Source organism: Corynebacterium hesseae (assembly GCF_037850265.1).
Classification (GTDB): Bacteria; Actinomycetota; Actinomycetes; order Mycobacteriales; family Mycobacteriaceae; genus Corynebacterium; species Corynebacterium hesseae.
In genome coordinates, this window is sequence record NZ_CP137211.1 from 1,260,959 (window position 1) to 1,285,614 (window position 24,656).

General features: G+C 57.4%; 15 protein-coding genes, 2 tRNA genes and 1 pseudogene. 9 read left to right on the plus strand and 9 right to left on the minus strand.

The window, feature by feature from the left end; genetic code table 11:
* Positions 1 to 76: 76 nt before the first annotated feature.
* Genes R3O64_RS05885 through R3O64_RS05915 form a run of 7 tightly spaced genes read right to left on the minus strand, consistent with a single transcriptional unit; the run spans position 77 to position 8,937 of the window.
* Positions 77 to 1,420, minus strand: a complete 1,344-nt coding sequence (locus R3O64_RS05885; RefSeq protein WP_339017490.1) for a choice-of-anchor M domain-containing protein — start codon at positions 1,418 to 1,420, stop codon at positions 77 to 79.
* Complete coding sequence (locus tag R3O64_RS05890; protein WP_339017491.1) at positions 1,417 to 2,313, minus strand: anchored repeat-type ABC transporter permease subunit; 897 nt, start codon at positions 2,311 to 2,313, stop codon at positions 1,417 to 1,419. Before R3O64_RS05890 ends, R3O64_RS05885 begins: the two co-directional genes overlap by 4 nt.
* A complete protein-coding gene (locus R3O64_RS05895) occupies positions 2,310 to 3,038 on the minus strand; it encodes an anchored repeat-type ABC transporter ATP-binding subunit (RefSeq protein ID WP_070744043.1) in 729 nt (242 codons plus the stop codon). Before R3O64_RS05895 ends, R3O64_RS05890 begins: the two co-directional genes overlap by 4 nt.
* Positions 3,031 to 3,930, minus strand: coding sequence for a choice-of-anchor M domain-containing protein (locus R3O64_RS05900; RefSeq protein WP_070744045.1), 900 nt, complete (start codon positions 3,928 to 3,930; stop codon positions 3,031 to 3,033). The genes R3O64_RS05895 and R3O64_RS05900 overlap by 8 nt, the downstream gene beginning before the upstream one ends.
* A complete protein-coding gene (locus R3O64_RS05905) occupies positions 3,923 to 5,422 on the minus strand; it encodes an anchored repeat ABC transporter, substrate-binding protein (protein ID WP_339017492.1) in 1,500 nt (499 codons plus the stop codon). The genes R3O64_RS05900 and R3O64_RS05905 overlap by 8 nt, the downstream gene beginning before the upstream one ends.
* Entirely contained in the window at positions 5,422 to 6,498 is a 1,077-nt protein-coding gene (locus R3O64_RS05910) for a choice-of-anchor M domain-containing protein (protein WP_246818718.1), read from the minus strand. The genes R3O64_RS05905 and R3O64_RS05910 overlap by 1 nt, the downstream gene beginning before the upstream one ends.
* A gap of 54 nt (positions 6,499 to 6,552) precedes the next feature.
* Entirely contained in the window at positions 6,553 to 8,937 is a 2,385-nt protein-coding gene (locus tag R3O64_RS05915) for a choice-of-anchor M domain-containing protein (RefSeq protein ID WP_070528566.1), read from the minus strand.
* Between the two features lie 162 nt (positions 8,938 to 9,099).
* On the opposite strand from R3O64_RS05915, the gene gltX reads away from it, so the two are divergent.
* The 3 genes from gltX (at position 9,100) to R3O64_RS05930 (ending at position 10,976) form a co-directional block, all read left to right on the plus strand.
* The gene (gene gltX, locus R3O64_RS05920) at positions 9,100 to 10,599 is read left to right on the plus strand and encodes a glutamate--tRNA ligase (protein WP_339017493.1); all 1,500 of its coding nucleotides are present in this window, start codon (positions 9,100 to 9,102) and stop codon (positions 10,597 to 10,599) included.
* A 173-nt stretch (positions 10,600 to 10,772) separates the two neighbouring features.
* Positions 10,773 to 10,844, plus strand: a tRNA-Gln gene (locus R3O64_RS05925).
* 56 nt (positions 10,845 to 10,900) lie between these two features.
* Positions 10,901 to 10,976 (plus strand) — tRNA-Glu (locus R3O64_RS05930).
* A gap of 228 nt (positions 10,977 to 11,204) precedes the next feature.
* On the opposite strand, the pseudogene R3O64_RS05935 reads toward R3O64_RS05930, so the two are convergent.
* A pseudogene (locus tag R3O64_RS05935) lies at positions 11,205 to 11,960 on the minus strand (IS1249 family transposase); the annotation flags it as partial.
* A 1,549-nt stretch (positions 11,961 to 13,509) separates the two neighbouring features.
* On the opposite strand from R3O64_RS05935, the gene R3O64_RS05940 reads away from it, so the two are divergent.
* Positions 13,510 to 14,619, plus strand: a complete 1,110-nt coding sequence (locus R3O64_RS05940; RefSeq protein ID WP_339017494.1) for a hypothetical protein — start codon at positions 13,510 to 13,512, stop codon at positions 14,617 to 14,619.
* Positions 14,620 to 14,855: 236 nt separating this feature from the next.
* Here the strand turns inward: R3O64_RS05940 and R3O64_RS05945 are convergent, their stop codons facing one another.
* A complete protein-coding gene (locus R3O64_RS05945) occupies positions 14,856 to 15,038 on the minus strand; it encodes a hypothetical protein (RefSeq protein WP_339017495.1) in 183 nt (60 codons plus the stop codon).
* A 361-nt stretch (positions 15,039 to 15,399) separates the two neighbouring features.
* Between R3O64_RS05945 and R3O64_RS05950 the strand changes: the two genes are divergently transcribed.
* Genes R3O64_RS05950 through R3O64_RS05970 form a run of 5 tightly spaced genes read left to right on the plus strand, consistent with a single transcriptional unit; the run spans position 15,400 to position 24,651 of the window.
* Positions 15,400 to 17,853 (plus strand): class I SAM-dependent DNA methyltransferase, encoded by a 2,454-nt coding sequence (locus R3O64_RS05950; RefSeq protein WP_339017496.1) that lies wholly within the window; start codon positions 15,400 to 15,402, stop codon positions 17,851 to 17,853.
* The gene (locus R3O64_RS05955; protein WP_083276498.1) at positions 17,850 to 19,031 is read left to right on the plus strand and encodes a restriction endonuclease subunit S; all 1,182 of its coding nucleotides are present in this window, start codon (positions 17,850 to 17,852) and stop codon (positions 19,029 to 19,031) included. Before R3O64_RS05950 ends, R3O64_RS05955 begins: the two co-directional genes overlap by 4 nt.
* Positions 19,028 to 22,114, plus strand: a complete 3,087-nt coding sequence (locus R3O64_RS05960) for an HsdR family type I site-specific deoxyribonuclease (protein WP_339017497.1) — start codon at positions 19,028 to 19,030, stop codon at positions 22,112 to 22,114. Before R3O64_RS05955 ends, R3O64_RS05960 begins: the two co-directional genes overlap by 4 nt.
* Positions 22,098 to 22,838, plus strand: a complete 741-nt coding sequence (locus R3O64_RS05965; protein WP_083306513.1) for a M48 family metallopeptidase — start codon at positions 22,098 to 22,100, stop codon at positions 22,836 to 22,838. The genes R3O64_RS05960 and R3O64_RS05965 overlap by 17 nt, the downstream gene beginning before the upstream one ends.
* The gene (locus R3O64_RS05970) at positions 22,828 to 24,651 is read left to right on the plus strand and encodes an ATP-dependent nuclease (RefSeq protein ID WP_425248919.1); all 1,824 of its coding nucleotides are present in this window, start codon (positions 22,828 to 22,830) and stop codon (positions 24,649 to 24,651) included. The genes R3O64_RS05965 and R3O64_RS05970 overlap by 11 nt, the downstream gene beginning before the upstream one ends.
* Positions 24,652 to 24,656 lie beyond the last annotated feature (5 nt).

Consider the following 24,656-nt stretch of genomic DNA (forward strand, 5'->3'; position numbering starts at 1 on the left):
AATAACTCTAGTTGTTTGCTGTGCTAGTGCCGAAACCAGATCCCCCTCCGTACAGGCTGTGCGCATGGCTGTAGTGCTAGTCGCGCTTGCGCGGGCGGAAGAATTGCACGGCGATGAAAAGTCCAATTCCTAGCAGTAGGGCCAGGGCTCCCATGCCGGCCAAAAAGCCCGCCCAGAAGCCCACCATCGGGGCTCCATAGCTCATAGCCTGGATGTTTCCGCCGTCAGCATACTGTTCTGGCACATCAGAAGCCGGACGCTGTGCCGCTGCTTCTTTCCTGGCATTCCGTTCGCGATTGGACGCGGTGCTGCGCGTCGAGTCCTTGGTGTCGGCGGCAGACGTGCTGCGCGACGTCCCACGCTGTGCTGAATCTCTCTGTCCTTGTGCCGTGTGGGCTGTAGCGTTGGGGGCCGGATTCCGGCCTTGCCCGGTCGCAGTGTTGGCTGCGCTTGGCTCTTTCGACCCTGTTTCTTTCTCTGGTTTTGTTTCCTTCCGCGCGCTGGCCCGCGTGGAGCGCTCTGAGTTCTTTTCCTCCTTCGCATTCTTCGCATCGGAGGGTTTCCCACCGTTGAAGAAGGTATCGGCCTCTTTGAAGGTCTTGTCCATCGTCTTATCTAGCTGCGCGATGGCCTTGGAGGTGTCATTAATGTCCTTGGCCAGCTGCTGGGGGCGGTTCTTCGGGCTTCCCGAGCCACCGCTGCCACTTTCGCCCGAGCCCCATTCCAGCTGGCAAAGCTCAGAGATATCTGCGCCACCAACCAAGAAAGGCACATCAATAGAGTGCTCGGAGCCATCGTTGAGGGTGAAGGTAAAAGTGGCAGCATAGGCACCCGGCTCGCTAAAGATGATCCCGGTGTGACTGTGGAAATGATCAGGATAATCCCACGTGATATCGGGGTCCTCGGAGTCAAAGAGCACGGTGGGATCAGCGCCCACAGAGTTCTGAAAGCCCACCATGCGCCCGCCTTCTGGGCCGCTGTGTAGCGTCAAGGATAAAGTGGCATCGACCGCAGTGGCCTCATCGAGGTAGCTGGTGTTGAACCCCAACCAAGGGATATTCGGATCTTGGGTTTGGGGGATTTGCCAACCGCTCGATGGAATATCGCTCCCCGTTGATTCATCGAAAGCAGCGTTGTTACCCACTTCCACGTAGAACTCCCCAGAGGCATAGTCCTTACCGGATTCATCATCGCGGGCTATAAAGGACAGGTCCCCGGAGCCACCGACCAAAGCGAGGTCTTGGTGTCCGCGGCTAAAGGCGTGGAGGGAGTCAGCATCACAGGAAGTGTCACTCGCCTGCTCGACCGCCGTGGCGGGCGGAGCAGCGAGAATGATCGTCGGGGAGCTGAGTGCTAGAGCAGTGGCTGCAGTCAAGGCGAGGGGGCGGTAGTTCATGCGTGTCATTGGGAGAATGTTCATGCGGACAAGGTCTCCTTCGGGGTATGTGATGTCGAGGTGGATGCGGAAGCGCGGCGGGAGTGCACAAGAGGGGAAAGCACCCACGCCACGAGGAAACAGGCGGTGAGGAGTAGAACGATGGTGGCACCGGCGGGAAGGTCGATGGCCCATGCCAGGTAGATTCCGAAGAAGCTACCCAAGGAGCCGATTGTCGCGGCTGCGAGCATCATCGAGCCCAGCGAGTCACAGAGCAGGCGGGCAGTCGCGGCCGGGGTGATAAGCAGTGCGAGGACGAGGACGTTGCCGATGGTGCCCACGGAAATAACTACTGCGCCCGTAACGCAGAGGTAAAGCACGATATCCAGAGCAAAGACGGGAAGACCCATCGCGCGGGCGGTTTCCTTGTCCAAGCACGTGGCGGTGAGCTGGGGGCCAAGGAGAAGAACCGTGGCCACGATGAGCACCGTGACGGTGAACGCGGTGTAGAGGTCCGCGCGGGAGACACCCGTGAGCGAGCCGAAGAGAAAGCTGGTGAGCGATGCTGTGTAACCGTCAACCCGGGAGATGATCACCATACCGAGGGCGAACGCCGCGGCGAAGAAGATTCCGATGACAGAATCCTCGCGCACCGTGCGCCGCTGGGAGAAGCATGCGATGAGCACCGCCACGGTGCAGCCCGCCACGGCGCCGCCCAGCAACACTGAGCCCTGGAGCACGAAGGCAATGGCCAGCCCTGGGAAGACCGCGTGGGAAACAGCATCACCGATGAAAGACATGCCGCGCAGCACGACGTAGCAACCCACCACACCGCACACGATGGCGGCGAGGATAGAAATTCCCACCGCACGCGCCAGGAAGTCCAAGTGTGGGTTGGTGAGATCCTGGAAGAACTCGAAAAGCGAGATGTCGATCATGCGGCCACCCCAATCGCAGAAAGCAGTGGAGAAGAAGCTGAGACCCCAAACGTGTCGCTCCAGGGCTGCGAGGTTATGCGCAGCGTTTCCGCTGGGCCATCCGCGATGATTCCCCGATTGAACAGCACGAGCCGCGAGCAGGAATGTGCGGCCTCTGAGAGATTGTGCGTGGACATGACAACGCTGGTGCCATCGGCGGTGAGCTTGTCAAAGAGAAGCAGGAGCTCTTCGGTGTTGGGGGCGTCGAGGCCGGTAAATGGTTCGTCGAGAAGCAGCACCTCAGGCTCGCAGGCTAAGGCCCGAGCAATGAGGACTCGTTGACGTTGACCACCGGACAGCTGCGCGATGGGGCGGCGTGCAAATTCCTCCAAGTTGGTTAGCGCGATGGCGCGGCGGGCGGCTTGTTTATCGGCACGTCCCGGACGGCGGAGCCAGCCCACCAGCCCGGTGCGTCCGCTGAGCACAGCCTTGGCCACGCTGATGGGGAAGTCCCATTCCACGTCGTGCCGCTGCGGGACATACCCCAGCGAGGTGCTCACGTCAATCGTCCCGGCGAAGGGGACGAGCCCCAAGATGGCGCGCATCAGCGTGGTTTTTCCCGCGCCGTTGGGGCCGAGGAGCCCGATGAATTCGCCAGGGTGTACGGACAGGTTGGCGGCGTCGATGACCTTGCGGCCGGAGAGCGAAACGGACAGGTCCTTGACTGAAATGAGGGGACTAGTCACGCTGGCCGCCCTTCGCACGCACGACGGCGATAATGGCACCGATAAGAACGAGGACGCCCACGCCGGCCAGCGCCCAGATCCATACCGGCACGGATGCCGATGCAGAGCTTGAATCGGCAGAGGATTCAGCGTTCGGATCCCATTCTGTTGCCTGAGCTTGTGCGACATCCGTTTCATCACCTACAGCAAAGGTCAACGTAGCCTCGGCGGCCACCTCGCTGCCAGCACTTTCACCCGCACCTTCGCCGCTCATGCGCACGCGCACCTGGTGGATGCCGGGCTCGGTGAACACCCAATTGGCATGGGTATGCGTGCCCAAGTCGACCCAGAAGCCTTCTGAGTCCCCGGTGGCGGTGGACCATAGCAACTGCGGTTCCTCGAAGCCGCCGTTCTGCAAGAAGAGGGAGAACTCACCCGGGCCTTGGTGTCCCAGGAACTCCATAGTGACTCCTCTCTCAACGTTCTCCTCGAGGGAAGGAGCCTGGGTATTCCAACCTAGCCACGGCACATCAGCCTGTTCCGTTTGTGGAACGACCCATACTTGCGAACCGGGCTCGGCACCGACGAAGGAGAAAGCCTTGTCCTCAGGCAGAGTCAACAGCGCGTTGTCGCCCACCTGGAATACCACATCGTCGGGTTGACGCCACACGGGGGTTTCAGCTGAATCATCACGAGCGAGGAATTCTGCTTGCCCTTCATTAAGCAGCAGGCCCAGGTCGACGTGACCGTGATCGATAGCGGCAGCAGTTCCTGGTGCCGCCACTTCTTCGTCAGAGCTGACAACCTGAGCCAGATCCCCAGCCCAGGCGGCGGAGGGCGCGAAGGCCAGCGCCACGGCGCTCAGTGCTGCCGCAAGCGGCATGGTGAAAGTTCGGATAGTGCGATTAGACATGAGATTCCTTTGTTGTGCTGCCAAGGCAGCGGTTGAGTGAGTGTGCATTGAAACGCATGAGATCGAGATACGTCGGTACGGCGTCATCGAGGGTGTCGCCGTAAATGGGACAGACCGCCACCCCGAGGGAAACGGCGGCTTCCCTAATGACGTCTGCGCTGGCTTGTTGGGTCGGCTCCACGAACACCGCGGGAAGCTGGAGGTTTTCCAAGGTGCGGCGCAGCGCGATGACATCGCGCGGCGAGGGCTCGATGGCCGGGTTGGGAGTAACGAAGCCCGCAATGTCAACGCCATAGCCTTGTTCCAGGTAGGCATAGCCGTGGTGGGGTGTGACGAGGTGGCGGTTGCGCTCAGGAATGGCGGAGATGAGCTGATTAACCTCGCCGTCGACGTCCCGCAGTTGTGCGATGTAGTCCTGTGCGCGGGCACGGTAGTCCGCGCCGTGCGAAGGATCCGTTTGCGCAAGTTGCTCAGCGATAACTTCGGTAAAGCTGATCACATTGGCGGCGTTATGCCACAGGTGCGGGTCCACCTCACCGTGAATGTGTTTACCCAAGACGGCTTGCGGCAGGAGATATGTTTCATCACCCGGCCGGCCCAAGAAACGGTAGGAGGGGTCCGGCGGAATTTCCTGCAGCGCGGAGTTCGGGATGCTGAGCACCGTGCTTTTCGGATCAAAACGCTCGCCTTGGTCTTCTAGGTCGAGCGTCCCGGATGCCATGTCCGCGGTGATATCCACGTGACCTGCATCGAGCGCGCGCATCCCCTCAGGTGCGCTCACGCCTACTGCCACTGTGAACTCCTGCGGGGAGCTGTCTGTTGCGTCGAACTTCAGCCGGTACACACCTGGCTTGTTAAAAGCCCAGGAGACGTGCGTGTGGGCATTAGCCGGCAGCGTCGTGGAATCGTTGTGCTGGTCAATCCCATCTGCGCTGTTAAAGAGCGGCTCAGGCGTACCGAACGTAGAGACCACGTAGGCCGCGACATCGCCGGGTCCTTCCACATCGAGCAGGCGCATGTCGACGCTCGTGGTACCTGGGGCTGCGTTGCGTACGCGCAATCCCAGCCACACCGCATCGAGGGCAACGTTTTCTACCAAGGGGACGAGCTTCGCGCCGCGCGTGGACGCTTGGTCCGCCACTTCGGTGACGGACACATCCGATGACTCCCGCAAGGACTTCAGCAGGTTTTGCGGCTCGAGGAGAAAACCATTGGACAGCAATACGTCGGCGTTGGCGATATCGCGCACCGAGCGCAGACTCGGCTCAAAGGTATGTGGATCCTTTCCCGCAGGAATCAGCGTGGTTACTGTGGCATCCTCACCGGCGACGTGCTTGGCGACGTCCCCCAGTATCGGCGTCGTCGCCACCACCTTCACCTTCCCATCGTCTCCGCTGGCGGAGCCCGTGCAGCCACTCAGCATGGACGCGCCGAGAACGATGGCGGAAAGGAGCGCGATGTATTGCGTCCGAGTACGAGCCTTCCGTGGCATTAGTCGCGGCCCTTCATGAGCGCGAGGCGCGCTAGCGCCAAGCCCAGCACGAGCATGCCTAAGCCCAGGATTCCGATGCCCCACGGCAGCAGGTTTTGCCCGCTGTCGTAGTAGCCGGCCGCAGCGACGGTGTCCACATTCTCTCCGTCCGCGGCCGCGGTGGAGCGGTGAGAAGGCTTGCGCTCTTTCCTTTCTCCGCGCTCTTTCCGCTCCTTGCTGCTTGCCTGTTGCTTCGCGTTCCTGGTGCCGGCTGCGGATGCCGCACCGCGGGTACCTCCTCCGGCGTTTCCACCTCCCGAGCGTGTTCCGGAAGCAGAGGATGCTGGTTGCTCAGGGGAGGCGTCGCCCAGCTCTGCCTCGTGGTGGTCTTCGGTACCGTGGTCACCATTATCGGTGGCGGCTTCCTCTTCCCCGGCCTCCTGCGGCGCGGCGTCACCATCACCGACATCCCAGGTATAGGTGACCTGATTACTCGTGTCACCGTTGGATTCCGCCTGGACAGTCATGGTGTAGATACCCGGTTCACTAAAAGCCCAGTTAACGTGGCGATGCGCCGGGTAAGCCTGGTTGATGACATCACCAGACACGAGGTCGAGCTCGCCGGCATCGGTGACCGGCTGGATATCGCCGAAGCCAGCGGTTTCGAAGATGAAGACGTCACCAGGACCAGTGACCTCGACGAATTCGAAGTTCACGTCTTTGTAACCAGCGGATTGCGCCGCCTGGGTATCCCATCCCGGCCACAGCAGCGAGCTGTCCTGGGTTTGAGGAAGGTAATACGTAGGTATACCAATGCCGTCGATACGCTCGGTCGCCTCGCTCCATGCTTCTTCTGCGACTTTGAGGATGACATCGTTGCCGGGCCGGACGACGCCACTGCCGGTGACGTCCTCCTTCATCGACAAGGTCAGTTGACCGCCTGGCGCGGAGACATAAAAGGCATCGACGTGTCCGGAATCGATGAGCTCGCTATCAGCTCGCGCCGCAGCCGGAGAGCCAAGGACGGCTACACACAATATCGCGACAATGGTGAACACGGCGGCGCTGGCTTTTAGCAGTGCACTGTTCTGGCGCACGTTCAGGTCCTGAGCAGCGCGTGATGGTGTGGAGTGCAATCCAGTGTGTCCTTTCTAGCGGGGAAGCAGGCCAGTGAACCGCGCCGCAATTTGGTCGCGGTGATCGTTGTAGAAGTTGAGGAAACCTTGGAAGATGATGGCCAAGACAACTGGGAGCACGAGCCCCCACAGGCCCTCGAGCTTGGGCAGAGAGGACGTCTTGCCATTCTGGCCACCAGGCTGGTTATCGTTTGGTTTCTTCTCACCTGGTTTCTTATCGCCTGGCTTATCTCCGGGCTTTTCATTACCTGGCTTGGGGGTGTCTTCGCCTTCCTTTCCTTCCTTTGATTTCACACAGTCTTTGATTGCTGCATCGCCCGCTGCGACGGTGAGCGTTTGGGGTGCAGAGGAGATGTCCTTGCCCTCTGTGGTGGTGGCCGAATAGGTGACCTCGAGCTTGTAGATGCCCGGCTTGGTAAACGCCCAATTGGTGTGGGTGTGCGAAGCAAAAGTGGTCTCGATGGAGTAGTCACCCTCCGCGGTATTGATCAGCGGGGTGAACACCTTGCCCAAGCCTTCGGCAGTGAAAAGGCCTACCTGCGCACCCTCTGGCATCTCCACGGGCTTGATGTTGAGCGTGACTTTGCCGTCTTTATAGTCCTTGTAGTTGAGGGCCTGGGTGTTATAGCCCGGCCAGATAATGCTTTGCTTCTGGGTCTGCGGGAGGAGGAAGAACTTTTCCTTGCCTAGGTAATCGAAGTCCTTTCCTTTAAGTTCGGCGGGGCGGGAGTGCAGAGCGTTGTCGTGCACCGCGAGGACGACGTCATCGAGCGGGCGCTCAACAGTTTTCTTGTCCACGAGGGCCGTTTCATCCTTCAAGCGGGTGAGGAACTCATCGCCGTCACGGGTGACCGCAATGTCGACGTGGCCGCGGTCAAGCACTACCTTGTCAGCGCAGGTACCGGTGTGTTTCCCTGCGTCCGGTTTCGGGCCGTTATCCGGGGCTGGCGCAGGAGCCTGAGCCCCAGTACCGAGCTTGCCCGTGCCCTCGTACTTTTGCCCGAAAGCGAAATCGTCGGTCAGCGTGATGCTGCCGGACTCTTGCGTGATGCTCGGGTGCGGAAGAATATCCAGTCGCACGGTAGTGCCGTTGAAGTTTGCATCGGCGCCGACGACAAATTCCGCGCGGCCGCGGGTGATCGTGCCGTCGAAATCGATGTCCGGAAGCGAGCTTCCTTTGCTAAAGAAGCCGCCCTGCACGTAGCCTTCTAGGTTCTTATCGGCTGCCTCCAGGATGATGCGGGTGGCGTCTTCGCCCTCCGGAACAGCACGCGCGGACAGACCCGTGTCAGATAGCGAAACCTCTTCCCCGGAGAAGAGCTGGCGGGGGTTCGTGGTCTCGGTCCAAGACTCCGCGGACGTCTTCGAGGTGGTGGAAAGCTCAGCGTTCTCAGAGTAGGCGAGCTCCTCGCTCACCCAGCGCGGGCTGCCGTCCTCCGGGGTGTACACAGCTTGGATTGTGGAGGCCTCGGGCCCTAAGAATTCATCGAAGTGTGCTTTGCCATCTTTCACGGCTAGATCGGTGAGGAAGTAGCCGTCGATCAGCAGCGTAAGCGTGCCGTCGCTGCCGCCAGAGAAATCGATGGAGGAAAGGCGCTCATCCCCGTCCTTGTCCCCGGATTTCTTGGGCGTGATGCTCAGGCGGTAGTCCTTCTGGCTGGCATCGCCAGAGGAAGCTTGGTCAAAGCGCTCTGTGAGGGAAGGCGTTTTCTCATCAGCGGGACGCTGCCCGCCGACTTGGATCGAGGTGGTCGTGGGCTTGGAGGTAATCAACGAGCCATCCTTGCCCCGCGCGCTTGTTTGATAGGTGAGCTCATAGCGTCCAGGCTTGGAAAAGACTGTGTAGTTGTGGGTATGCGTGCCGCTGGTCAGCCATGCGGAATGCGGAGCGCCCTCGGTGGTCCCAAAGAAGCGCTGCAGGCCGCCGGGGCCGGGGTAGTAGCCAAACATCTCGACATCGCCGGGACCGTCAACGCTTAAGAGGTCCAAGGAAGCGATGTTGTCGCGGAAGTCGTCGACAGGCAGCTCTGTGTCCGCGCCGAAGCCCATCCACACCGGGTCCAAGCTGCCTTGGACACTGGCCGGCGCCATGTAATACGTGTCGCCCGGCTGTCCCACAAAAGAGAGCGCGGGGTCCTCAGGCACTGTGAACTGGTATTGGTTGGTGCCGTTCTGGTCCCAACCTTTGCCTACCCAGGTCACGGTATCGGCTAGGTCGTGGTCGGAGCTTGCAGAATGGCTCTTGAGGTTGAGAGCATTGCCCTCCCAGAAAGCCTTGGGGGAATCAATATGTGTCTGAGTGGCTACGTGTTTGCCGTCGTCGGGGCCAGCGACGGCGGTAGCGGGGGAGAAGAGAAGCGTGGCGCAGGTTAGAAGCGCCACATAGCGAGTTTGAGCCACAGTCAGGGACCTTTCTTCAGTTCTTTGGCGAGAGTTTCACTATAGGTAATGGAATTCAGTCCCGTTAAGCTTGCGCAGAAAGCCCAGTTCACGCTTAGTGGAAACAGGGTTCAATTACCCCCAAGTGGGGCGGCCAATGCAGTAGCTAAGCGCTGAACTACGATGGGGGACATGACTAAACCGACATCCGACGTCCGCGTCCGTTTCTGCCCTTCGCCTACCGGCACGCCCCATGTGGGCATGGTCCGCACGGCTCTGTTCAACTGGGCCTATGCCCGTCACATTGGCGGTACGCTCATCTTCCGTATCGAGGACACCGATGCTGCCCGTGATTCTGAGGAGTCCTACCAGGCCATCATTGACTCCCTGAACTGGCTCGGGCTGGGCTGGGATGAAGGAGTTAACGTCGGTGGCCCGGATGAGCCTTACCGTCAGTCGCAGCGCATGGATATCTACGCAGATGTCCTGCAGAAGCTCAAGGATGGCGGCTATGTCTATCCGGCTTACTCCACCAATGAAGAGGTTCAGGAGCGCCACAAGGCAGCTGGCCGCGACCCGCAGCTGGGTTACGACAACTTCGACCGTGACCTGACTCAGGAGCAGATCGACGCCTTTGAGGCAGAAGGCCGCAAGCCGGTCTGGCGCCTGCGCATGCCGGACAAGGATTGGTCCTGGACTGATTTGGTGCGCGGCGAGGTGACCTTCAAGTCGGAGACCCAGCCGGACTACGTCGTGGCACGCTCGAACGGTGCGCCGCTCTACACGCTGGTTAACCCGGTTGATGATGCCCTCATGGGAGTTACCCACGTCCTGCGCGGAGAGGATCTCCTGTCTTCCACGCCGCGCCAGCTGGCCCTCTACGAGGCGCTCGTAGAGCTCGGCATTGCCAAGAAGACGCCTGAGTTTGGCCACCTGCCCTTCGTGATGGGTGAGGGGAACAAGAAGCTTTCCAAGCGTGACCCACAGTCCAACCTGTTCAATCACCGCGACAACGGCATCATCCCGGAGGGCATGCTCAACTACCTGTCGCTGTTGGGCTGGTCCCTGTCCGCGGACCAGGACATCTTCTCTGTCGACGAGCTCATCGCCAACTTCGACGTCCACGACGTATTGGGTAACCCGGCTCGCTTCGACCAGAAGAAGCTCGAGGCCATCAATGCCGACCACATTCGCTTGCTGGAGCCAGCAGACTTTGCTCAGCGCCTGCGCGACTACCTGACTGAGTACACCGACTTCCCGGCAGACTATCCCGAGGAGAAGTTCGCTTTCGCTGCAGATCTGGTGCAGACACGCATTAAGACGCTGTCCGACGCCTATGGCCTCATGTCCTTCCTGACCACGCCGGACGCTGAGCTGGAGCTAGATGAGAAGGCAGCCCGGAAGAACCTCAAGGAGGATGCGGTTCAGCCGCTGGAGGTTTCCATCGCCAAGCTGGAGGAGCTCGGGGAGTGGAAGACGGAGGAGATTGAGAAGGTTCTCTCCGCCGCGCTTATCGACGACCTCGGCCTCAAGCCCCGCAAGGCCTACGGTGCCCTGCGTGTAGCTATCTCTGGTCAGCAGGTTTCCCCGCCGTTGTTTGAGTCCATGGAGCTGCTGGGCAAGGAGTCCACGTTGGCCCGCCTTAAGGCTGCGCGGGCACTTACGCCGTGGAGCGCTGAGTAGATCCATTAAGTAGTCTCACATGGCTGTTATTTCGGGGCGTTAGGGTTCAATCCTAACGCCCCGAAAAAATATCCTGACCTGGCGATTTGTGTGTATCGGTAGTGCTGGATATAGTAATAAACCGTTGCAGCGAGCGGCGAGGGGTTAAAGCCCGAGCTAGTTCACGGCAATAATGGCCTATGGTGTAATTGGCAACACAACGGTTTCTGGTACCGTCATTCTAGGTTCGAGTCCTGGTAGGCCAGCAGTGATAACTGCGCAAAGTGCAGCGGCACTTTGCAGTCAGCGGTCACAGTTCTAAGCCCCGTTCGTCTAGCGGCCTAGGACGCCGGCCTCTCACGCCGGTAACACGGGTTCAAATCCCGTACGGGGTACCATTGTGTTCTTGCACATACGAGTTAGTGATTTAACAGAGGTAGCCAGGTCTTCGGACCTGGCTTCTTTTTTCTTGGGTTAAATCCACCCCTGTGGCCAGGTTCTCGCCCGGTTCGAGTCCTGGTGCTGGCTCTGGTTGATGCTTCAAACCGATTGGGCCTAAACGACAAAACGTGTTGTTTTCCGGCGTGTCGAGTTAAACGACAGATTGTGTTGGTGGGGGTTGGGGTTTAGCGTATGTGACCTTTGCGTATTCCCATAGAGTGGTTGTAGGCAGTGTCGATGGCGCTGTCGTAGGTTGCTGGTCGGCCGTCTTCGTGGCCGCTGGTGGCTTGTGTTTCCTGGTTGGCTAGGGTTTGTGCTTTGGCGAGTGCGTCCTGGCCCCAGTTTTGCTGCCTGGCGATTTCTACGGGGTCGTCGGGTAGTTCAGTTTTTAGGTAGAGCCACCACTCCAGCATTCGGCGTTGGTGTTCTCCTCGTCGTCCGCGGTGTGTTCGTGCTAGTAGTTTCAGCTGGGAGTTGATTCCGCCTTCCAGGCTGTTGGTGGTGGCTTTGATCTGGTCAGTGTCAATGACTTCTTCGGGAGGGTTGAGGTAGACAAATAGCAGGTTGCTGCGCCAGAGGTGGTTGAGGCTGTTGTAGGCCTTGCGCACGTTGGCATGGGTCCAAGTGCGTGTTCAGCGGCCTGTTTGGGGGTCTTTGACGAGGGGCTTCTCGTTTAACCAGGTGTGGTAGACCGTGGCGAATTCATGCAGTTGTGCGCCCCATTGGCTGGCTTGCTCGATAGTGCTAATACGGGTGAGCTTGAGTGCTAGCCGGTAGATTGTGCGTCCGGCATCCGTGCGTGGGCGTGAGGTGGTGTAGCGGCGTACCACGCGTTGAGCATGTACCAGGCAGCGTTGGACGAGTGTGGTCGGCCAGCACTGTTTGATGGCGCTGGCAGCTCCTTGCCCGCCGTCGATGACGGCGATTAAAGGTGCTGGAATGGTCTTGAATTCATCCCACTTCACCACTCTTTCTCGGAGAGCTTCGTGGAATTGACGGCTGCGGATGATTTCATCGGCCCGCTTCTCAGCTATCGCGACCTTCTTGCCCCAGAGCTCCCTGGCACGCCGGCTCATCTCTCGGTCATGCTCGACCCAGCAACGAGACAGCGTGATTTGGGCGAAAGCCGCCGGTATTGAGGTTTCGGCAGTCCTGGTGATTGAGTCTTTGGCCTGGTACTTGCCGATCGTAACGGTGAGGTTTCCGGTGTACGGGTGGTCGTAGAACTTCTTGATCCTCGCGTCCGGCCACCAGCGTAGATCTCTTTCAAGGTCTTCGAGTTCTTGCTTGGTGGGTTCTCGCTGGACAATGTCTACCCGCTCGGTAGCAGAGACAAAGTAGTCTCTATGCCCGTCGTTGAAGCCGTAGCCCGTATTTCCAGGGTTGAGAGAGCCGCGCTCGCGAGATGTCTTATGGCCGGAGTATGGAATGACATCGATCTCCTTGTGCTCCCACCCACGAGCCTCGACCTCACGAAACAGCATGTGCAAGGCTCTCTTGGTCCGCTTTTGGAGGTCACGAGTCGTGTTGGTGGAGTACTTCATGACCTGGCCTACGGCTGGGTGGTAGCGTTTAATCTCATCTGAAATTGGATCGTTGAGCCACTTGTCTACTGGAACGAGCGTGAGGTCGAAGAATTTCTGTGGTGCACGGTAACTGCCCTCGTTTCGGACTCGGGAGGTCACCTGCAAGGTGTCGCCGAGGAGGGAGCGTGAGGAACGGAGCCTTCTCAGGGCGTCTTTCCATCTGGCTTCTTCGTCATCGGTAGCCAAGGGTCTGGTGATGACTTGGAACTCTGCCGCCAGCAGCTCGTCGAAGAGCTGCTCGGTATCTACAGCCGGGGGAGCGGGTGGTGCGATCTTCTTTGGGATTGCGGGCTTGGTGGCGGTTGGACCTGTGGCCAGATCTCGCCGTGGAGCTCGAGACTTCACCTGAGACGAGCCGGTGAGTGCCTCTACGCCGGCGAGGACATCCCTGCCTCGCTGCGTGATTTGAGCCTGCCACTCCTTGCCTCGCCCTTTGATCTTCACGAGGTCGTAGCTGGCCATCATGCGGGCTGAGCCCTTGTAGTAGGTTTCTGGCCAGTCGTTGTCAGGGCACCCGTCGTTGATCCGCTGCAGGACTGTCTTCTGGCGTTCAGTGAGCTCCTTCTTTGCCACAACTTCAGTATCGGCCAAGACTCCTACCTGGAGGATCGATTACGGCAATCTATCTGCATAACCGGACCACCCCTGACTACTGCGTCAATTTGAGTTAGTACGTTTGGGAACGAGTGTTCTAAAATTTCGTCAGACAGAAGCGATACTCCAGCAGTACCAGGCTACGATCAGCTTATGGCCAAGAAGAAGTCGAAAGACCAGCGCAAAGACCTTAAGCGGTTGTCGAGTGAAGCGGACCTGCCAACGATAGTGGTCGTAGCTCTGGGGGGATGCTACAGCGCTCGATTTCTCAAACCTGGCGGGACAACGGAGAGTCGCGGAAGAAGTCCGCTTGGTCCGCTCAGCCTTGCTTTATGCGGGGCAGGTCGAGCTCGTGTCTCCGGCACTGTTGCACCTGCAAAAACTCGTTGATCTCTCTCGGTCGGGGACTGACGGGGTCATAGCACTGCTTGAGATGCACTCGGGGGAAAAGGGAGCTGACCTAGTAGGACGAAGTCAGCGTGAGATAAGTGAAGTCTTGCGGGTGCCACGCGAGTTGGCAGCTTTTCAGAAGCAGTATTCCCGCGCACAGCGACGGAATAGTCCCGAACTTCGCGAAGCTCAAAAGGTCCACGATCAGTATCTTGGTTCGGGGTACGACTCGATAGCCAGTCGGATGCGCCGGCAGTATGAGGACTCTTGGCGCAACTATGGCGGAGACGATATTGACCAAGCCCTGGAGAGTGGCGCGCTGACCTTTAGCTCTTCTAGCCTATTCTTGGATGAGACGACCAGTGACTTGGACTCAGCGTATTTCACAGCCCTACTTACCAGACTCCTACAGAACCCGAGATCGCACCTACTCCTCGATGATCACATTCGCCTGCTGGCTGAAGAACTTACCCAAAATGGTGAAGCCTCCCTGTCGGAGGTCGCTCTGACCAACTCTGCCCGTGCCGGGGTCGGCTCAAGATTTATCGAGCACTTACCAGTTTTTCCCGATGCTTCCATGGAGAATATTCTTGAAGCTAGATCCGAACTTACAGATCTTCGTGGCCGGTACTTTAGGGGAGTGCGGCACGTCCAGGACAAGATTGCATCATCTCCACTTGAAGCAGACTTCCTGCCAGAAGTGGATGTCTACTGGCGCGACGAAGTTCACCCTACTGTGGCGGAGATGGCCAAGGCAGCGGCTCAGACTAAGGCTGCTGCTACCTGGGAAGTTTCAAGTAAAGCCCTGGCTCGATTCCTTGATGTCCCCACGATTCAGGAGGGGGTCGGAGCCCTAACGATGGGGTTGGCTGGGACTGCGTTGGCAGACCTGGCTACTGGAGGACTGTCTGCACTGGCATACAAATACGGGCTAAACGTGCATGAAATTCTAAAAGCTCGCCAGGCGAAGCGGACGCAGGACGCAGGCTCGGAATGGCAGTACTTACTCCAGCTGACGAAGCGGCTCTGACCTGGAAGCGAGCAGCTCGGAGCTCCAGGTTGGAGAGCGTAGATCTCGCTTGTAGTGCTGCGCCGATACTTGTTCAAGCCTGGCGAGACGGCCCTTGTGCTCATCGATGACTTCATCGTGGCGACTGAGTTGCTCATTCTAAGGTACTCGCTCTGCGATTTAGTTGTTCATCGTTCACATGTTCTTATATGGGAAGCGCTTCCTGGCGAGCTGAAATCGCTACAGTGTAGCTATTGTCACAGCTTAAAGTACCTTTTCCACTCTCGCCTGTAGATCGGCTCGCCGCCCGTATGGTGGGAGACCCACTGGGCCTCCTCCTCAGTTTCACACGGCTCGGAAAAGGAATTCCAGTCTCGGTCGAAGACGATCCAGTCAACGTAGCCGTCCAGGCCTGGGTTGCGGCTCTCGGAGGCGCTCATGAGCACGACGCTACGAAGCATTACCAGGCAGGGTCGCCCCCTGGAGTGGACGAAGTTCCACCGCTTGCGTGTTCGAACATGGCGACCTCTCCGAGAGGTGTGTGGACTCGTGGACAAAGTTAACAAAACCCCAGTTCGGAGGTATAATCAAAACATTGACGACCAACCCAGGGGTGAAGCTACAGTCCGCCACTTCACACCTGACGAGGGCAGTTCCCGGCAACCATGTCGGTGGCGATCAGTAGAGTCAACTACCTAACAAGATTTAGACCACCCAGCGTGGAGGAGAAAACCGCAAGATGAGTCTGAGAGTCCAACAAGCATCAATTAACGCCGAGTCGTCGAAGGTGGTGACGTGGTAGTGGCTCTCAAGAAGTCTGATCTTTACAGCTCCCTCTGGAAGAGTGCCGATGAGCTGCGCGGCGGCATGGATGCCAGCCAGTACAAGGACTACGTCCTGACGCTCCTGTTCGTGAAGTATGTCTCGGATAAGGCCAAAAGCGACCCCTACAGTCTGATCGAGGTTCCCGAAGGTGGATCTTTCGATGACCTGGTAGCACTCAAGGGTGCTCCCGATATCGGTGAGAAGATGAACATCGCCATCCGTCGCTTGGCTGAGGAAAACGACCTGCAGGGTGTGATCAACAACGCCGACTTCGATGACCCGAACAAGCTAGGTGAAGGTAAGGCGATGCAGGATCGCCTAACGAACCTCATCAGCATCTTCCAGGACATCGACTTCACCGGTTCCCGCGCTGAAGGTGACGACCTGCTCGGGGATGCGTATGAGTACCTGATGCGGCATTTTGCGACGGAGTCCGGCAAGAGCAAGGGGCAGTTCTACACCCCGGCTGAGGTTTCCAGGATTATGGCCCAAGTGCTGGAGATCCCGAAGGATGCTCCCCGCTCTACCACCGTTTATGACCCGACTTGTGGGTCTGGATCACTCTTGATCAAGGTTGCTGACGCTGCTCCCAACGGCTTGTCGATCTATGGCCAGGAGAAGGACAACGCCACCTGGGCACTATCTCGGATGAATATGATCCTTCACGGCAACGAGACGCACGACATTCGCCAGGGAGATACGCTCTCTGATCCGAAGTTTCTCAAGGGCGAGCAGTTGCAGACCTTTGACTACTTCGTGGCCAACCCACCGTTCTCCGTGAAGACTTGGAAGAACGGCTTCGACAAGGAATACGACCGGTTCGAGGGTTTCGCTGAGCCGCCGGAGAAGAACGGCGACTATGCCTTCTTACTCCACATGGTGAAGTCGCTCAAGTCTGATGGTCGGGGAGCGGTGATTCTTCCCCACGGAGTGCTCTTCCGTGGCAACACTGAAGCCGCGATCCGTGAAGAGCTGATCCGGCGCGGCCTGATCAAGGCGATCATCGGACTGCCGGCCAACCTCTTCTACGGTACGGGAATTCCGGCCTGCATCATCGTCATCGACAAGAAGGACGCGGCAAACCGGACGGGCATCTTCATGATCGATGCCTCCAAAGGCTTTGAGAAGGACGGGCCGAAGAACCGTCTGCGTCCTCGGGATATGCGCAAGGTAATCGACACCTACCTTGCTAGCGAGGAAATTGAGCGCTACGCCCGAATGGTGCCGCTCTCTGAGATCTCTGATGCGAAGAACAACTACAACGTCAACATCCCGCGCTACATCGACACCTCTGAACCGGAAGACATCCAGGACCTAGAAGCCCATCTCAAGGGTGGTGTCCCGAACCGAGATCTCGATGCCCTGGGTGAATACTGGGATGCTTTCCCGAAACTGCGCAGTGAGCTGTTCCGGCCTCTGCGGGAGGGATACTCCGAGCTCACCGTAGAGCCCGAGCAGGTAGCCAAGGTGATTGAGGAATCAGAGGACGTTAAGGCTTTTACCTCGACTATTTCCAAGGCTGTTGAGGATTGGTGGGGTTCTCACCGATCTCAACTGGAGGCGATTGACTCGCAGACCAGGCCGCAGCAGCTGATTGAGGATCTTGGTGATGACTTGCTGGAGAAGTTCCGGGGTCGTCCGCTGATCAGCGAATACAGCGTATACGAGCAGCTGATGAGCTACTGGAATGACACCATGCACGATGACGTCACACTCATCGGCGGGTCCGGCTGGGTTGATGCTGCTCAACCGCGTGAAGCTCGGATCACTGGCTATGACAACAAGAAGAAGCCGAAGTACGAGGCCGCTGACCTGGTCTTCGGCACGGGTGTCAAGGCCCAGCGTTGGGTAACTGACCTGATCCCGCCGGCACTAATCATCGATCGTTATTTCGCTGAAAAGAAGGCCGAGCTTGATCGTCTCACTGCAGAACAGGAGCGCATTAGCCAGGAGCTCCTGGAGTATATCGAGGAGCACGCGGTCGAAGAAGGTCTGCTCTGGGAGGCCGTCAATGACGATGGCGGGGTCAAGGTTGGTGATGCGAGAAAGCGCCTCAAGGAAGCTAAGGCTGAGGGTGCAGAGGCGGAGGAGATCGCCGCGCTCAATCATGCCGTAAAACTGTTTGCTGCTGAGACAGCAGCAAAGAAGGCTGTGAAGGATGCCAATCTAGACCTCAACTTGAAGACTTTGGCTACCTACTCGAAGTTGGAAAAGTCGGCTATTTGCGGGCTGGTTATCGAGAGAAAGTGGGAAGTCACAGTACATACGAAGATCCGACTGGTTGGATTCCTTGCCACTCAACAGCTGACTAATCGACTGGAGGTACTGGGGCAGCGTTACAGCTCGACACTGGACGAACTTCAGCAAGAATCACAGGGACTTCAGTCAAAAGTCAATGAGGGTCTCGCGAAGATGGGATTCTGGAAATGACCAGTGACTGGGTAGATACCACGATCGGCGAACTAGCAGTAGTCACACGAGGCGCGTCTCCTCGCCCGATCGCTTCGGATCGCTGGTTTGATGACGCTGGAAAAGTTGGGTGGGTTCGAATTGCAGACGTAAACAGGTCAAATGGTCGGGAGCTCAAGGTGACGTCTCAACGCCTTTCCGAAGATGGGATACTGCGAAGCCGTTTTCTAGAATCAGGAACTCTGATTCTGAGCATTGCTGCATCTGTTGGAATCCCAGTTATAACACGGATTCCAGCATGTATTCATGACGGTTTTGTTGCCTTAACTTCAGTTAAGGCCGATCAGAAATTTATGCTCTATCTTCTCAAGGCTGCTGAGGGTCGTTTAAAGGAAGCCGGCCAGTCGGGTTCTCAAATGAACATTAACTCAGACATTGTGAGGGGATTGCCTGTCAGAATACCTGCAGATCTCGCCGAGCAAAAGGCGATCTCAAGTGCTCTTTGGGAGAAAGACGACCTCATTTCCTCTCTCGAGCGCCTGATCTCGAAGAAGCAGGCAATGAAGCAGGGCATGATACAGCAACTTCTTAGTGGGGCGACTAGGCTAGATGGATTTACGAGGTCCTGGGACAGAACCAGACTTGGTACGGTACTTAAGTTTCAAGTCGGATATCCTTTTCCATCTTCAGGATTCTCCAAATCTGCTTCAGGAATGAGGCTTGTCCGGAACAGGGATCTCCGCTCAAATGATTCCGTTATATTTTTTTCCGGAGTGTTCTCAGAAGATTTCATCCTTGGGGACGGTGACATTCTCGTGGGAATGGATGGTGATTTTGAACCAATCATTTGGAGAGGTGGTCCTGCGCTTCTTAACCAACGAGTGGGTCGGTTGATACTCTCACGCCACGTAAATGGCGCGTATCTATCTTATGCTTTGGAAAAGCCGCTTTTAGAAATGCAGAACTCAACCGGTGCTACTACGGTCAAGCATCTCTCGCATCGAGATGTGGAAGATTTATCCATTCCTCTGCCGCCAGTAGAAGAGCAGGAAGCTATTGCCCAGATCCTGCAGGATGCCGACCAGGAAATCGCTGCCCTTAAGCGTCGCCTCGAGTCCGCTCGCAGCATCAAGCAAGGCATGATGCAGGAACTTCTTACTGGTCGTACTCGTCTGCCTGTCGAGGAGGTAGCGTCATGAGTCTGGTCGGGCAGCGTGAGCGTGTCACGCAGGATCACGTCGTAGGCATCCTGTCCAGCCAGCTGGGCTACGAATATGTCGGGGATTGGAAGGACCGGGCTAACTCCAACGTTGAGGAAGAGCTGTTGCGCCAGAATCTGCTGGCACGTGGCTATGAAGAGGACTTGGTTCGGCGTGCCATCGAGCAGCTTCATAAGGTTGCTTCGCTGCCGGCTGGCGGTTCGCTTTACGAGGCCAACCGCAATGTCTACAGCCTGCTTCGCTACGGCGTAAAGGTAAAACGCAGCGCCTCGGAAAACTTCGAGACGATCTGGCTTATCGACTGGGACAATTCGGAAGCTAACCACTTCGTGGTGGCCGAAGAGGTGTCGATCAAGGGCAAGAACACCAAGCGTCCAGATGTCGTGCTCTACGTCAATGGCATCGCTCTCGGCGTCATCGAACTCAAGCGTTCCAAGGTCAGCGTTGGGGATGGTATCCGCCAGCACCTCGGCAACCAGAAGGCAGACTTCGTTCGACCCTTCTTCACCACTGTCCAGCTGCTTTTTGCCGGTAACGATGTTGAGGGCCTACGTTACGGAGTGATTGAGACTCCGGAGAAGTATTGGCTGGAGTGGAAAGAACCAAGCGAGGTTGAGAACCATCTCGACCGAGGGTTGCTCCAGATGGCCAGCAAACAGCGCTTCCTCGAGCTGATTCATGATTTCATCGTCTTCGACTCTGGTGTGAAGAAGACAGCCCGACATAACCAATACTTCGGTGTTAAGGCTGCTCAGGAGCGTATTGCTCGTCGCGAGGGTGGTATTATTTGGCACACTCAGGGGTCAGGCAAGAGCTTAACGATGGTGTGGCTGGCGAAGTGGATCCGGGAGAACCAGCGCGAAGCGCGTGTCTTGGTGATCACCGACCGGACTGAGCTTGATGAGCAGATTGAGAAGGTCTTTGCCGGTGTCGATGAGACCATCGAGCGATCGACGTCTGGAGCAGACATGATCGGCATGCTGGACCGGAACAAGCCGTGGCTGATGTGCTCACTGGTGCATAAGTTCCGGGGTGATGACGAGAAGGACCAGGGCGACACCGAAGACTTCGTGCGTCAGCTCAAGAAACCTCTCCTTCAAGGGTTCAACCCCAAGGGCAATATCTTCGTCTTTGTTGATGAAGCTCACCGCACCCAGAGCGGCAAACTCCATAAGGCGATGAAGGAGTTGCTGCCAAACGCGATGTTCATTGGCTTTACTGGCACTCCGCTTCTCAAGAAGGACAAGGCCAAGAGCATCGAGACCTTCGGCTCGTACATCCACACCTACAAGTTCGATGAGGCCGTTGATGACGGCGTGGTGCTGGATCTGCGTTATGAGGCGCGAGATATCGAGCAACGCCTCATGAGCTCAGAACGGGTGGATGAGTGGTTCAAGATTCACACTCAGGGCATGACCGACCTGACAAAACACCAGCTGAAGAAGCGCTGGGCGACGATCAAGGCAGTCGAGTCCGCAGAGCCGCGAGCTCGGCAGATCGCCGCAGACATCCTGATGGATATGGCCAGAATGCCCCGCCTGATGGATGGCCGAGGCAACGCCATGCTGGTGTGCTCAAGCGTCTACCAAGCCTGCAAATTCTACGACATCTTCAGCCATAGCGAACTGGCTGGCAAGGTTGCCATCATCACGAGCTATGAGCCGAACGCTTCCCAGATCTCGAAGGAAGACTCCGGGGCTGGCAAGAATGAGGAGATCGTCAAGTACGAGATCTACCGTCGGATGCTTGCGGACTACTTTCAGACCAACGCTGATGATGCTGTCAAGCGGATTGACGAGTTCGAGAAGAGCGTCAAGGAGAAGTTCATCAAGCATCCTGGTCAGATGCGGCTGCTGATCGTGGTCGACAAGCTCCTGACTGGGTTTGATGCTCCGAGTGCAACTTATCTCTACATCGATAAGAACATGCAGGACCACGGCCTATTCCAGGCAATTTGTCGCGTGAACCGGCTTGACAGTGACGATAAGGAGTATGGCTACATCGTCGACTACCGCGACCTGTTCAAATCCCTTGAGGATGCGGTTTCTGACTACACCTCCGAAGCCTTTGCTGACTACGACGAAGAAGACGTGGAAGGTCTGCTCAAGGACCGCATTGAGCAAGAGCGCCAGGACCTGGACGAGGCTCTTGAGATGGTACGAGCCTTGTGTGAGCCGGTGGCTCCGCCGAAAGGCACGCTGCAGTACCAGCACTATTTCTGCGCGAGGGAAAGTGGCAACGCAGAGCAGCTCAAGGCCAACGAACCGAGGCGAGTGGATCTCTACAAGGGCGTGGCCAGTCTGGTCCGTGCCTATGCGAACCTGGCCAACCGGATGAGTGAGGCTGGATACTCGGAGAGTGAAGCTGCTTTCATAAGGTCCGAGGTCAAGCACTTCGTCGATGTCCGCGACGAAGTGAAGCTCGGTGCTGGCGAGAATGTTGACCTCAAGCAGTTCGAGGCCGGCATGCGCGCGCTTCTCGACACCTACATTCAGGCGGATGCATCCCGGAACCTGGCGACCTTTGACCAGGGTCTCGTCCATCTCATCGTCGAGCATGGGGTCGGAGTTATCGACAAGCTACCGGAGAATATCCGGAAGGATCCAGAGGCTGCTGCCGAGACCATCGTCAACAACGTTCGCAAGACCATCGTTGACGAACACGCGATGAACCCGAAGTACTACGAGTCGATGTCAACGCTCCTGGATGCCTTGATCGAGCAGCGGCGTGAGGCTGTTATCGACTATGAGGAGTACCTGCTGAAGCTGGTTGAGCTTACCCAGCGGATTGCTCGGAGAGAGTCGGATCAGAAGTACCCAGAATGGGCTGGCACGTCTGCGCGCCGTGCCCTGATTGACTTCGCCTGGCCGGAGGATATCGAGGTCGACTTTGAGCGGGTGTACGGCATAATCCAGCGCAATAAGGAGCACGGCTGGGCTGGCGATAAGACGAAGCAGAAGTCGCTGATGCGTACCGTCGCTCTCAATTTCCCTGGACTTTTGCAACCTGATGAGATGAAGAAGCTGCTTGAGCTCTTGGTGATGCATGATGAATTCCGCTAGTGCTTACCTCACCGTCTCCGGTCTTGATGTAGAGCTGGTCTACAAGGACATCAAGAATATGCACCTGTCGGTGTATCCACCGATGGGTCGCGTGCGCGTGGCTGCGCCCGCCCGCCTGGACGAGGACACTATCCGTCGGGCTATTATCCAGCGACTGCCGTGGATCCGGCGTGAGCGGGAGCGACTGCAGAAGGCGAAGCGCCAGACGGAGCGGCAGATGGTTTCCGGAGAGAGCCATTACGCCTGGGGGAAGCGCTACCGCCTCGACGTCTCAAAACACAGTGGAAATCCCAAGGTAGTATTGGCCGGCGATACTCTGTGGCTCTACTCCCCGGAAGGGTCGACTCGTGATGATCGATTCGGCATTCTCGACCGCTGGTACCGACGGGAGCTCAAGGCCGCACTCCCGCCTCTGCTTGAGAAGTGGGAGGCTGCCATGGGGGTGAAAGCTAACCAGATTACGGTCAAGCGGATGAAGACCAAGTGGGGGTCGTGCAATCCTGATAGCCGTAACATCTGGTTCAACCCGGAGCTAGCAAAGAAGAATCCTCGGAGTCTGGAGTACCTGGTGGTTCATGAGCTGGCGCATCTGATCGAGAGAAGCCACAACTCTAGGTTTGTAGCGGTGATGGATCAGCACTTGCCAGACTGGACTGCTCGGCGAGATGACCTAAATGATGCCCCTCTGGCGGCAGAAGACTGGAGTGAGAGCTTTGACTATTGAAAGCGACCCCGCCGCGGCAATGTGGCTGGAGAGCGTACGGATCAAGGGATTCAGATCATGCGAGGACACGGAAGTAGCGCTTAGCCCTGATCTGACTCTTCTGGTCGGAGAGAACAATGCGGGCAAATCCAACATCATTGATGCCCTTCGCCTAGCAACGACTCCATTGAGTGGACGACGGACGAGGTATTTCGAGATTGATGACCCGTCGATCGGGGCCGACACTAACCCAGATATTGAGCTTGTTTTCGCGGACGGAGATAGCTTCCAGCAGGCATTATTCATCGGTGCGTTGGATCTCAACGCTAAGAAAATTCACCACCATGTCCGCTATTTTCCGCCAACTGATCAGTACCCGCGCGGTCGAACCGAGCGCTTGGCAGGGCCAGTTGCCTCTCCGGATCCAGAAGCTGAGGTGCGGTCGAAGATCAACCACGTTTACCTGGAGCCGCTACGCGATGCGAAGCGGGAGCTGGACTCCGCCAACGGTCGCCGTTTGGGGACGATCTTGCGCTACCTGCTCGACAAGGAGGATAGGGAAGCTTTCCTGAACGAGGCTCATGCCGCTACTGAGAAGCTATCCGAAAGTAGTGCGGTCCAGGGAGTTAGCGACAAGATTCAGGGGCATCTATCCTCGCTAACCGATGCGGTGCGTGGACAACAGGTGGCGCTTGGTTTTGAACAGCCCTCGCTCGAGCATCTTGCGCGAGGTCTCCGCCTGAAGATGGCAGAGCATGGGATAGATGCAACTGACCTTGCATCATCCGGATTGGGCTACGCTAACCTCCTGTTTATGTCGACAGTCTTGCTTGAGCTACAGGAGGCTAACCAGTCCGAGCTCACTCTGCTATTGGTCGAAGAGCCAGAAGCGCACCTGCATCCGCAACTCCAAGGTGTCTTGCTCGACTTCCTCCTCGAGCAAGCTGAGAATTCTGTCTCCCAGCCAGAAGAGGGGCAGCCCGCTGGTCGGATCCAGGTTATCGCGACGACACATTCTCCGAACCTGGCCAGCTCGGTTGGACTAGAAAGAACCGTAGTCATCCGATCGACCAAGCGCGAGGGCCGTAGTAATACGGCAGCGCTAGCTCTTAAACAGGTCGAGTTCGACGGTGAGAACGACCGAAGGAAAATCGACCAGTACTTGGATGTAACTCGATCTGATCTGCTGTTTACTCAGCGGGTCATCCTGGTCGAGGGAATCTCTGAGGCAGTTCTATTACCAGCACTTGCACGGCACTGTGTGTTCGACCGAAGCGATCCCGAACAGGCGAAACAACTCCGTCGTTTCAATGCCACACCTATCGTCAACCTCGGTTCTGTGGATTTCCGTCCGTACCTCACGCTGCTTCTGTATGACTTTGGTGGGGGTTTGCGGCTCGCTGACAAGGTGATCGCACTTACGGACGAAGACCCACCTCTCGAAGATCTGGAAGCCAAGAGCATCAATAGATCTGAAGACCTCGAGGATATCGCTCTCAACTTACGAGCTGACAACGTGTTGAGTGTGGAGACATCAAAGTACACACTAGAGGCAAGCTTGCTGACCAGCTCGGATGCCAACAACGACATCCTTAAGGGGGCGTTCTTGAAGCAGCATCCCCGCTCTGTTAAGAAGTGGGAGGCTATCGAGAATGCACCTGCGCCGGCGCAGGAGATGTACCGGAGACTCCAGGTCAAAAAGGATGCGGAGAATCTGTGTATCAGCAAGGGTCAGTTTGCTCACGACGTCGCAATTGCTATATCCGAGCCAGATGTGACCTTTGCGTGCCCGGATCAACTTCGAGCAGCGATTGAGGCAGCAGCCGAAGACTAGAGGTG

What these genes read in the sequence shown, in the direction of transcription:
- R3O64_RS05885 (WP_339017490.1), bottom strand. Translation starts at nt 1,420, where the DNA reads ATGAACATTCTCCCAATGACACGCATGAACTACCGCCCCCTCGCCTTG.
- R3O64_RS05890 (WP_339017491.1), bottom strand. Translation starts at nt 2,313, where the DNA reads ATGATCGACATCTCGCTTTTCGAGTTCTTCCAGGATCTCACCAACCCA.
- R3O64_RS05900 (WP_070744045.1), bottom strand. Translation starts at nt 3,930, where the DNA reads ATGTCTAATCGCACTATCCGAACTTTCACCATGCCGCTTGCGGCAGCA.
- R3O64_RS05905 (WP_339017492.1), bottom strand. Translation starts at nt 5,422, where the DNA reads ATGCCACGGAAGGCTCGTACTCGGACGCAATACATCGCGCTCCTTTCC.
- gltX (WP_339017493.1), top strand. Translation starts at nt 9,100, where the DNA reads ATGGGGGACATGACTAAACCGACATCCGACGTCCGCGTCCGTTTCTGC.
- R3O64_RS05945 (WP_339017495.1), bottom strand. Translation starts at nt 15,038, where the DNA reads ATGAGCGCCTCCGAGAGCCGCAACCCAGGCCTGGACGGCTACGTTGAC.
- R3O64_RS05955 (WP_083276498.1), top strand. Translation starts at nt 17,850, where the DNA reads ATGACCAGTGACTGGGTAGATACCACGATCGGCGAACTAGCAGTAGTC.
- R3O64_RS05960 (WP_339017497.1), top strand. Translation starts at nt 19,028, where the DNA reads ATGAGTCTGGTCGGGCAGCGTGAGCGTGTCACGCAGGATCACGTCGTA.
- R3O64_RS05965 (WP_083306513.1), top strand. Translation starts at nt 22,098, where the DNA reads ATGATGAATTCCGCTAGTGCTTACCTCACCGTCTCCGGTCTTGATGTA.